This window comes from Anaerobiospirillum sp. NML120449, from assembly GCF_023051105.1.
In the GTDB taxonomy this organism is placed as follows: domain Bacteria; phylum Pseudomonadota; class Gammaproteobacteria; order Enterobacterales; family Succinivibrionaceae; genus Anaerobiospirillum.
Map to the genome: position 1 here is coordinate 1 of NZ_JALKIL010000025.1, position 11,804 is coordinate 11,804.

4 protein-coding genes are annotated in these 11,804 nt (G+C 52.2%); 2 read left to right on the forward strand and 2 right to left on the reverse strand.

All coding sequences use genetic code 11. The features are described from left to right. The first annotated feature begins 273 nt into the window (after positions 1–273). Both MXE41_RS08125 and MXE41_RS08130 read left to right on the forward strand, forming a co-directional pair. The gene (locus MXE41_RS08125) at positions 274–552 is read left to right on the forward strand and encodes a hypothetical protein (protein ID WP_247100137.1); all 279 of its coding nucleotides are present in this window, start codon (positions 274–276) and stop codon (positions 550–552) included. Positions 553–1,111: 559 nt separating this feature from the next. Then, the gene (locus MXE41_RS08130) at positions 1,112–5,299 is read left to right on the forward strand and encodes a S6 family peptidase (protein ID WP_247100138.1); all 4,188 of its coding nucleotides are present in this window, start codon (positions 1,112–1,114) and stop codon (positions 5,297–5,299) included. Between the two features lie 187 nt (positions 5,300–5,486). Here the strand turns inward: MXE41_RS08130 and MXE41_RS08135 are convergent, their stop codons facing one another. Then, entirely contained in the window at positions 5,487–10,280 is a 4,794-nt protein-coding gene (locus MXE41_RS08135; protein WP_247100139.1) for a DEAD/DEAH box helicase, read from the reverse strand. A gap of 581 nt (positions 10,281–10,861) precedes the next feature. Next, positions 10,862–11,788: a flagellin gene (locus tag MXE41_RS08140; RefSeq protein ID WP_247100140.1), complete on the reverse strand. Its 927-nt coding sequence runs from the start codon at positions 11,786–11,788 to the stop codon at positions 10,862–10,864. Between the last annotated feature and the right edge of the window lie 16 nt (positions 11,789–11,804).

The following is an 11,804-nucleotide window of genomic DNA, read 5'->3' on the forward strand; positions in this document are numbered from 1 at the left end:
GTGGGAGAGAGAGGTACATAGCATGGGCTGGTGACCAGCTTCTTCATGAACGTAGCACTGGACAGATGCTCTGCCAGCGAGGCTAAGCCTGCAAGGCAGCTCTCCCACGACGTACATGAACACGCCCGTCATTTTGCAGTCCCTTCCAGAGATCCTTGCCTGGTGCAGGCATACCATGCTCAAACCTTTGGACAGGGCATACCAGACAGGTCTTACATGGCTTCAAAATATGCCTGGGGCATGACCTGATAAGCCCAGAAGCTGCCTGCAGCGGTGAGTGATCATGGCTCACCAGGCACCCTGCTTCAGCTAACGCACCTGGTCCAGCTTCAATGCATCCTGCCTCCAGGCAGCCAGACAGCCAGCATCATTGCACCTGGCTCCTTGCCACCAGCGTCATGGCAGACGGCGCCAGGTTTGTTGCCGGCTCATGCGCTGTTGAGCCGGTTTTCCTGGCAGTTCCTGGCATTACCAGGGGCTGAAGCGGCCAAAAAAATGACTGGGAAAGAAAAAATTCGTCATTTTTTAAACATTCTTTTTCTTCCGCTGTGACTGTAAAAAGCCAGATCTGCGCCTGACTGCTTCAGTGCATTTTCGGTCAGATCAGAGTGTCAAACTAGATATATATGCCTGTTCAAAGGGCCTGTCACACATTAGTAAACATATATTAGTCATATCTGGCAACATTGAGAAAACAGGATTTAAATAAATACTGTCGATTTTACGACGTGCCATAGATTCAGATAAAATATTACAGTTTCGTCCACTTCTCTGAATGCGCCCATTTTTCAGCCTGTTGTTCTGCAGCTGCTGCCTGGGTCGTTCGGACTGATGCGGTAAGGAGTAGCCGCATTGTAAAGGTGGACCATATCACTTATGAAAGTCTGGTCTGCCAGACTGAATGTGACAGCCTGGCTGCGCCATAATCTGGCGCTGCGGCCATGGCGGCGCCATGTCGTGGCGCGGCTGTGGGGCGGCGCCATGTCGTGGCGCGGCTGTGGGGCGGCGCCTGCCGGGCGCTGCGGCGTGGGCGTGCACATTCGGGCTTATGCGGTAAGGAGTAGCCGCGTATGCAGGCAGACCATATCACTACGGTTATTGAGTCAGTACCATGCTAAAGAGCACCAGCACCAGGCCTTTTGTCGCTCCTGAATACGAGCGCAGCTTAAAGGCCCGCAAATCTATTCTGCCTGCTATTGTTCCTGCCATCCTTCCTGCAGTCATACCTCCTGTCGTACTGGGCGTGAGCGTTGAGGTATCTGCCAATAACCTGCATCTGGACAAATTCTGGTTCCGTGACTACCTTGATTTTGGCCAGAACAAGGGCATGTTCGTACCCGGTGCTACCGGTCTGTCCATCATGGACAAGAATGGCAACATGCTCGAACTGCCTAATGTACCATTCCCTGATTTCAGTCCTGTTTCCAATACCGGCCCTACCACCTATGTAGGTGGCGGCTTTGCCGTTACTGCTGCCCACAACAAAAAGCATGGTGCCTGGAAAAAAGACGTTGGTGAGCCTTTCTGGGGTATCAGCAGCTATGGCATGCACGAGCGCCCACTCTATGAGCCAAATTACAATACCAAGCCTGATGAGGCCGCCATTCATGATGACTTTGCCATTGTCAGACTTAACAAATATGTAGTTGAAACTCCCGGATATACCGATGCAGTAGATGTAACCCTGAACAATCAGGAGTTCCTGGACAGATACGGTGTCGTCTACAACGGTAAGAAGATGGTGCTGGCCTATCGAGCCGGTGCCGGTGTTCTGCACACTACCTATAAGGGCAAAAAGACTGAATTTAAATCAGCAGACTATCGCTCTGAGCTGCTAAGCGGTTCCATATACAGGTTAAATTCATGGAACCCGGGCGGCGATCGTGCATATTTTGTAAAGCTTTTTGATTTCTATAACGAAACCACCGGCGGTGACAGCGGATCGTCTGTACTGCTGTGGGATAACAAGCTGCAAAAGTGGGTTATTGCAGGTGTGCTCCTCGGTATTGGCGGCGGCAGCAGCGGCGTCAACTACATGATTTACAGCAAGTGGCATCCGGCTTCTGTACAGAAGTTCAAAGATCGCTACACCCACAAGGTGCTGTTAAATCAGGGCAATCTGCTGTTCTCGGCAACTACCGACAGAGAGTACACTCTTGCGGGAGCTCAAAAGACCATTGACCGCCACAGGGACATGACCTTTACCGGCGGCGGTCTTATCACCCTCCAGAAAAATCTTGATCTGGGTGTGGGCGGTCTCGTCTTTGATGAGAACAAGAACTACACAGTTGAGGGCTCCAACTTCACCTACCGTGGTGCCGGCATCGACATTGGCAAGGGCACTAAAGTTAACTGGAGCATTAAGGGCGATCCAAACGACAACCTGCACAAGGTGGGCGAGGGCACCCTTATTGTCAATGAGAGCCAGGGCAATAATCTCAAGGTGGGCAATGGCACTGTGGAGCTGGTAGCTCAGCAGTCATTCAACCAGATCTACATGGCCAGCGGCCTTGCCACCATCAAGCTCAGACATCAGGACGCCCTGAAGAAAGACAATAAATTTAACAATATCTATTTTACTACCAGAGGCGGTACTCTTGATCTCAATGGTCACCCCCAGAAGTTCCAGCGTATTGCCGCATCCGACGCCGGTACTGTAGTTACCAATACGGCCAATACCAGAGCTGATCTGGACCTGACTCTGCCAACCTGGAAGTATGCCTACCACGGCCGCTTTACCGAGGGGCTTAATGTCAATGTCAAATTTGACAGCGAAGCCAGCTCAGCAGACAAATTTGAAAAGCGCCATCTCATTCTTGATGGCGGCATGAGCATTCATGGTGACATGACAGTCAAGAATGCCCGTGTCACCATGCAGGGCCTGCCAACACGTCATGCCATTCAGGGCAAGCAGAACTGCCCCTTCCCGGGTGTAAAGTGCGATCCTTACTGGATGAACCATGTCACCAGTTTTGACAAAGAGGCCAATGACCGCTTCAACAGTCACTATAAGAATGACAATCAGCCTAACTCCCTGCAGCAGCCTGACTGGGAGACCCGTACCTATCAGTTCGGTACCCTCAGGCTTGAAAATGCCGAGATTGGTGTGGGCCGTAACAGCCGTATCCTGGGTAATATCGATGCCGTAAACTCCAATATTCAGTTTGGTGGCGATACTGCTGTATTCCGTGACTACTTCCAGGGTGACAATGTTACTGCTGCCGGTAATGGCTTTGATTTCCGTCAGCAGCTCCACCAGGGCAAATCCCAGGCTGATGACACTATCTACTATGAAGGCCGCATTAAGGCTTCCAACAGCCACTTCACCAGCACCATGCAAAGCTTCTCAGCAAGCTTTGACCTCAAGGACGGCTCTACCTTCAAAAGCCTGAACAGTAGCTCGGTTACCCGCATCATGGATGAGGGTATCAAGGTTTCAGGCAAGTCCGAGCTGGTACTGGGTGATATCTTTGTCACCGGCAATACCAATAAGAATCTCATCAGCGTAAGCACTGACTCCAAAATGTCTGTGCAGAATGTCCATGTGTCAGAGGGCATGCTCTACGTACCTGATTACATTGCTCAGGGTGCCCTGAACGCCTTTAACAATGGCTCTATCTACGTCCATCACTGGACTCTGGACAGCAATCTGCGCTCTGATGCCACCGGCAAGATCTATATCGACAATCTGACCACGGCCGGCACTCAGAGAGCTGATGCCAATATCACTGTGAACAATGAACTGTTCATGGGTGACCTGAATCCGGGCCATGTAAACTCACGTGCCAGTGAGTGGGTAGGCCTTGATGTCACCTCACTTACCCTGGAGCCTACAGCCCATATCAAGGCAGATTTCTCCAATGACTATCTGTCCCTGACCAATGTCTCCTTTAATGAGGAGCAGGTGCTGCTGCGCGCAGGTGAACTCAAGGACGAGCGTCTTAACAAGGACATTTCCTTTACCAGCGGCGGTGAAGATATTGACGTTGATACCCGCAGCGAGGGTAATCAGATTTTCTTCACCTTCAAGGATCTCAACCCTGACAACAGGCCGGATACCGATCCAGATGCCGGTCCTGAGGGCGGAGAAGACGGAGAGGACGGCAATGGCAATGGCCCTGTAGACATGCCACCTGCTCTGCACCAATTCCTGCAGACCAGCACCAATCCACGTGCTGAGCAAATCATCAGTGCCATCATTACTCACAATGAGAAAAGTCCTGACAAGTATCAGGAAGTAGCACTTAAGGATGCCCTGAGCAACAAGGATCCTCAGGCAGGTGCCCAGGCTCTGGCCGCCATTGTTGAGCGCACCGACAACATGAAGCAGGCTGCAGCCAGTACTCTCAAAAAGAGCACTGTAATTGCTCCAGTACGCGGAGCCATTGACTCACGTCTGGCTTCCTTACGCCGCCCGGTACGCTCTGCTACTGCCACCTACACTCCTGTGGCCGCCGCAGGTGATGCTGCCAGCGCCATGGCCATGTCCAGAAAGACAGACGAGCAGATCCTCAACGACAGCATGTTCGTTGATATCAGCACCGGACTGCAAAAGGACGGCACCCGCAAGGAGCGCGTAGTCAGTTCCAATCTTGGTTTTGACCGCGTGCTGGAGGTTGAGAGAGGCCGCATGGTGCTGGGCGGTGCCTTCAGCGTCACCAGTGTGGACAATACCGATGAGGGAGCCAGCGATGAGGGTATGATGTACAGCCTCACCGGCTATATGTCACTCGAGCAGAAAAACGGCTTTGAGCTGCAGAGCTATCTCACCGGCGGTTATCTCGTGAATGACCGCAGCATGACTCCTGAGGTTTCACTGGGCGAACAGACCTTTGATGAGCGCAGCTTCATGCTCATGAGCAGCAACTACTTCAAGTATCACTTCAAGAAGGGTGAGTACAGCATCAAGCCAATGATCCTGGCTGACTTGGGCTTTAACCGTGTCAACAAGAGCGAGTCCGACTTTATCAAGCGTGACTCCATGAACCAGGTAACCCTGGACCTTGGTGTTGGCGTAGAGCTTGAGGGCGCCCATGAGTCCTGGGGCTATATGCTGCAGGCCACGGCCCGCAACAATGTCTGGAACTCCAATGACAAGGTCGGCGTAAACCTGACCAGCGCTGAGGGCTATATCTCCTATGAGATTCCAGGCGAGCACGAGACCAGCTTCAGCCTCAACGGCTCGGTAAGCAAGCGCCTTGCAGCCGACATTACAGTCGATCTGGGACTGGGTGCCTCTGCCACCACCGACGGCGCTCACGGCCTCAACGCCAACGCCCGTGTCCGCTGGCACTTCTAACCGCCCTGCCCATGGCCCCAGCCATGGCCGTGGCCGCCCAGGTCCCTGACCGTGCCGCCGCTGGCGCCCCGGTCCTGGCCCGATAAAAAAAGCCTGCAGGCTTGCACCTGCAGGCTTTTTTATGCCCGGACATTGGCCCGTGCCAGGACCTGGCCGGGCCGAACGGCACGGCCATGGGCTGAATGTATTATTCCGAGAGCCTGAAGAGACTGGAGATCTCAGCGTTGGACATATTGCCAATCCAGGTCTCGCCTGTAACCACGGACAGATCAGCCAGATCACGCTTGGAGCTGATCATGTCGTTGATACGCTCCTCGAAGGTGTTGGCACAGATAAATCTGTAGACCTGAACATTCTTCTTCTGGCCAATACGGTAGGCACGGTCAGTAGCCTGATTTTCCACGGCCGGGTTCCACCAGAGGTCAAAGTGAATGACGTAATTGGCCTCGGTAAGGTTAAGGCCGGTACCGGCAGCACGCAGCGAGAGCAGCAGGATACGGTCGGACGGATCGTTCTGGAACTTATCGACAATTTCATTACGGGCAGTGCGGCTCAGGCCACCATGGAAGAAGTTGACCTCACGCCCGAAGTGCTCGGAAATAATGGTCCGCAGCATATTGCCCATGATTACTGACTGGGTAAAGATAAGCACTTTGCCACGGGCATCCATAATCTCATCGAGCAGCTCAATAAGACGCTGAACCTTGCCTGAATCTGCCGGGTCGTGATTGCCCTTTGGCTGATACTGAGCAGGTGAGTTACAGATAGCCTTGAGTCCCTGAATCATGCCCAGGATGATAGCACTGCGCATTCTGTCCTTCTCAACCTGCTCAGTGATATGGTCATCCTCAAGACGTCTTAGCTTGTCCATGGCATCGTTAAGACATACCTGGTACAGACTTGCCTGGAATGGAGTCAGAGCACAGTACTGATCAGAGGTAATCTTTTCCGGCAGATCAGAAATAATGTTCTTGTCAGACTTGAGGCGGCGCATGATAAAAGGAGCGGTGAGCTTCTTAAAGTCGTTAATGGCCTCATGGTCATGGTTGCGCTCAATTGGAGCGGCAAAACGGTTGTTGAAGTACGATACCGAGCCAAAAGCACCACGGTTGACGAAGTCAAGAATGGAGTAGTACTCAAGCAGTCTGTTCTCAACAGGAGTACCGGACATGGCAATGAAATTGTCTGCCACCAGATCACGAAGCGCCTTTCTCAGTGCTGTGGTCATGCTCTTAATGGCCTGAGCCTCGTCAATGACCACCATGCTGTATTCATGCTTCTTGAGCTTGCTGATACGGGAACGGGCAGTACCGTAGGAGGTCAGAATGATGTCAGTATCACCCACTACAAGATCAGTCTGGCCATAGAAGACATGCACTGTCATCTCAGGGGCAAAGTGGGCCACTTCACGTACCCAGTTGGTAATAAGCGAAGTAGGAACAATAACCAGAGCCGGACGCTCAGCAGTGATCTTGCCCTCTTCCTTGAGCTTGAACAAGGCAGAGATGACCTGCAGAGTCTTACCAAGACCCATGTCATCGGCAAGGATAGAACCAAGACCAATACGGGCGTTGCGCAACAGCCACTCATAGCCGCGTAACTGATATGGACGCAGGGTAGCCTTAATGCCCTCAGGCAGAGCCACCTCCTGATCCCTGAGCATATGATCAAGAGCCTCACGCAGCTGAGCTGAATACATGACTTCAGTGTCATCAATGGTTCCGGTCAGCAGAGCGCTGAGCAGCTCCTGACGCTGCAGCTCACGCGCCTTTTGGCGATAGCTTTCATCAAGCTTGCGCAACATCTCAGGATCAGCGTAGATAAAGGAGTTCTTGAAGCGCACTACCTTGCCGGCATTGGCCATGAGAATCCTGAACTCTTTGTCACTAAGAGAGTGATCGCCTACAGCAATGGACCAGTCAAAGTTAATGAGCTCGCACATGCTCATAAAGCCCTGAGACTCATTGATCTTGCCATCAGGCAGAGACATGTGCAGGGCCTTTTTAGGCATGAGCATGTTCATAAGATGCTTTGGCATGACCAGTCTGACGCCCATCAGAGCCAGCACATTGCGGGCTGAGCAGACAGTCTGATAGACACGGGTCAGAGGCAGAATCTCGACATTGAACTTGTTAGTGTAAAGCCCCTCAAGCTCAGGGGCCTGAACGCTCAGACGGCTTAAGGTACGCAGACATTCCTGACGTATGGACTTAAAAGCCTCTATCTCAACTACATTGTGCAGGGAGACAAAGCCAGTGTCGTCTAATACATGGCTGCAGCCTGACTGATGCAGGGCGTTTACCACCTCATCAGGCAGATTCATGAAGCCAAACTCCATACCAATGCCATCGCAGTTGCCAAAGAGCGAATCAGAGCCCAGATCATCGTCCTCGTAGTATTCCTGGTCACTGTCATCATCGCCGTAGAACAGATGCATTATCTCCTCATCTGTCATACCAGGACGCACCATGGACCTGTCGAGATGTTTGCGGGCATACTCAAGCAGCAGATCTTCCTGAATCTCCCTTTCTTTCATGGACTGCATGCGTACTTCCTCAATAAGGTGAGTAAAGACGCTGTCGCTGAAAGGAGAAAGATCAGAAATATCAACAAAACGCAGCACAGGAGTAAAGCGGTTCTGAGAGTGATTTGGTGTGGACAGATAGCTCTCAAGACGCAGACGCAGGCTGCGGGTCTCAAGGTCATTGCTGTCGCTGTCTACAGACTCGGCTCCCAGGATAACCCTGAGCTCAGGCAGACTGAGATTGGTTCTGGTCTCCTGGGTAAAAGCCCAGCTGATGTAGGACTGAATAAAAGGCACCAGTACCATTTCACCAAGGAAGAGCGGATCCATATAGTACTGACGGTCAAGACGGTTGTAGATAAACTGCTCAAAGCCCTGCAGAGCAAGACCTACCTGGGTCACCAGAGACCTGATTACCTCAGAGCAGGTAGCCGGATACCACAGAGCCTGCAGATCATTGTCGTAATTGACAATAAGACGAGGCGCAATGGCCCTGTTTTTAACCAGACTGGTGGCAATAAACCACAGAGAATAGAGTATGTTTACGTCAGCAGTCAGGCTGCGCAGCATCTCGGTGTTTTTGACATAGCCTGAGAAGATATTGAAAAGACCGCTGTTCTCACTGTCCTCGATAGCCAGCTCCTTACCTGAGGCATGCTTGAGCACGGCCGCAGTCAGCTCGCCTGCAGATGCAACCATGCTGTTATCAGGCGGCAGCACATGCATGGTGGACAGGGTATTGCCCTTGCGGCCCTTGATCACCACACAGGTGACATCATTGAGCTCGAGCAGACCACGACGGCTCATAAAGAAGAAAGGTGAGCGCGAGAAATAGCCGTGGGAGCTGATCGGGTCACGGGAGAAATTGTCTGCAGGCTGGCTGGTAGCTGCGCACCAGCCATCAAAGAGCTTGTCCTTGATGAAAGGATGGTGGTCGTGATTGATGCTGAACATGGTGCGTTCGCTGACATCGCGCAGCTGGCCCTCAGCCATCTTCTGGGCACGCTCCAGGGTGCGGTTGATGAGTTCACGCAGGTTGCCGTGGGTAAAGCCGGCTGGAGACTGGCCATACAGGGACAGAATGGAATCGCCCATGTCAGGTATGGCCTCGTAGGTCATGCGCTCGAGATCATGCAGACTGCCCTGATAACGGCGCACGTCAATGCCGGTCTCGTCCTGGGCAATAACAGCATCGACCGCATCTTCATCGTCAATGGCTGCTTCGTCAGCATCGGCACTGTCGATAATGCTGAAGTTAAGCTTGCCGTCGCTGCCATCGGCATTGAGCACTTTGATGTCAGAAAAGCTGGTCTCTGCCTCATCAGGATCATAGCCATAGCGCAGCAGGCGGTTGATGCGCGACTGATAGTCTTTCATCTCAACTTCAGTCTGCTCCTGGAGCTCTTCAATTTCCTTTTCGTTGATCTTCAGGTCAGCATCGGCCTTGATAAAGCGGGCACGGGCCTGCTTTTCCTTGTCGGTCAGAGCCTCAAGTTCGTTGCGGGTATCCTCAAGCAAGGACAGTATTGCCTTGTTGCGGGCTGACTGACGGCCTCGGGTCTTAGGCAGGGCGCCACAGTTCTTTTCGAGCTCCTCATACTCCTCGCGCTTTTCCTGGGCAATAGCTACACAGTGATCTAGCACCTCACGGCTTTCATCACGGGTGGCCAGCAGAGCAGCACGGGCATTTTCACGACGACGGATGTCATTGATTCTGTTGCGCAGAGAAACATCAAAAACGGTGTCACGATCCTCATAGGACAGCAGATTGTCGTCAAGATAAAGCACCTCGGCATCATTAGGGCTTACCGGGGTGAGAATAAGCTCATAGTCGTTTTCACGGGCGCGGCTGACAATGTCCTTTGGCAGCAGCAGGGCATCACGGAAGCACAGTACCTGAGCCGGAGTCTCAAGGGCCTCTTCATTCGCGGCGAAAATGTCGCGGCTCTCAAGCTCCTCGATAATGTCGATACCCAGCAGGTTGAAGTACATGACAGGATTGGTATCGATAAACTCACTGACCACGTAAATTACGGCGGCAATGTGCTTGCACGGTACGGCAAAATCCGGGCAGGTACAGGTCATGGACACGTCATGCCATGAGGTAGGGAAGAGCTTAATACCAAGTTCGGTGGCAATGTCAAAAAGACGCGGAGCCAGCTTGCGGTTGGCAAGGCCCGAGACCACGGAGAGGTCGCGGGCGGCGGCATCCATGAACTGACGGGTCTTTTCGGCCTTGACGCGCTCAAACTTGAGTTCGACCTTGTAGTAAGGGCAGTACTTGCCCACCACAAAGGCAGAAATCATAGCCTTGTCAGGATCGACCTTGAGATTGAAAACCGAGTCATTGCGGGCATAGGTAAGACCGCGCGGAATACGGTTGGCATTATCAATACCGGTAAGGGAATCCAGCCACTTCTGACCCCACCATGTAGTTCCGTACTTGTTTTTAGCCATAATCACCTGCAACAGCTGTCAAGCTCTGACCGAGCGTTTCATCCAGGACCGGGCCCCGGGCCCCATGCCTCACCAGAGACAAATCACTCCCCGGACACAAAACAGCCCCAAAACCCAAACAAAGCAAAGAAAGAAAAGAAAGAATAAGGAAAGAAACCACCGACAGTTCCCGGAGCGCATCCAGAAACCACAAGCCCTCTCCACGTCCATCGCCAGCAGCAAAGTGACAGTCATCCAGTCCGGCCACAAAAAAACACAGCCTCACCAGAAGAAAAACCCCGCCCCAAACGACAGACAATCCGTCATTTTACCCTGTATAGTCCAAAAATTCAGCTGCAAAACACCAAAGCCCAGCCACCCCCGCCCAACCATCATCTCCTGACAGACCAGCCCCGACAAATCTCAACAAAACAAGGCCACACTCAGTCAAACAACAGCACAGCTTGCAAACAGGCAAGCAGCCAATCAGCCAGCAAGGCAGGCAGTCAATCAGGCAGCCAGCCAGGCAAGCAAGCAGGCACAATCGACAAACAAAAAAGGCGGGATAAACCCGCCTTGATGATAAAAGACAATGAAATCTGTTAACCGCCTAACAGGCTAAGTGCGATGGTAGGACGCTGGTTAGCCTGTGCAAGAACAGTCTGTGAGGCCTGCTGAATAATGTTGTTCTGAGTAAGAGCAGCGGTCTCAGAGGCGAAGTCTGTGTCACGAATTCTGCTGCGGGCATCAGACTGGTTTTCAGAGATGTTAGCCTGATTGCGAATAGTGCTTTCCATTCGATTTTGGAGAGCACCTAATCCTGCACGCTTGGAATCAACAGCCTGAATCAGGGAATCGATATTCTCCAGAGTTTTAGTGGCTATTTCAGCTGTACATACGCCAAAACGAATGTAATCAACGTTGTTAGCTGTTGATTTAACTAGACCTTTGGATCCGTCTTGCTGTGCTGCTGCATTTGTAATACCTGCCTGGGAACCAATTCCACTTAAAGTAAAAGCTGAAGCCCAAAGCAGATCTAAAGTATTACCTGCATTAGCACCTACCTGGAAAGTTAGCTTACCGTCGGCCGGAATCAGACCTTTACCCTTGCCCTGTAATATAGTTTGTCCAGCAAAAGTAGTCTGGTTAGCAATACGTGTAATTTCCTGGGAGAGCTGGGTGACTTCCTCCTGAAGCGCCTTGCGGTCAGCAGCGGAGTTGGTGCCGTTAGCGGACTGGACTGCCAGCACACGGATGCGCTGGAGCATGTTGGTAGTTTCGTCAAGGGCGCCTTCGATGGTCTGTGCAAGGGCAATACCGTCATTGGTGTTGCGGTTGCCCTGGTTGAGGCCGTTAATCTGGGAGGTCAGGCGGTCGGAGATCTGCAGACCGGCAGCGTCGTCCTTGGCAGAGTTGATTCTCAGGCCTGAGGACAGTCTCTGGTATGAGGTATTTAAGCTCAGAGTGGCATTGCTCAGCTTGCGCTGGGCGTTGATGGAGCTGACGTTCGTGTTGACGTAAAGAGCCATATTCTATCTCCCTGTA

Bases quoted from the DNA above. Each gene is read 5' to 3' on its own strand.
- MXE41_RS08130 (WP_247100138.1), top strand. From the start codon at position 1,112: ATGCTAAAGAGCACCAGCACCAGGCCTTTTGTCGCTCCTGAATACGAG.
- MXE41_RS08135 (WP_247100139.1), bottom strand. From the start codon at position 10,280: ATGGCTAAAAACAAGTACGGAACTACATGGTGGGGTCAGAAGTGGCTG.
- MXE41_RS08140 (WP_247100140.1), bottom strand. From the start codon at position 11,788: ATGGCTCTTTACGTCAACACGAACGTCAGCTCCATCAACGCCCAGCGC.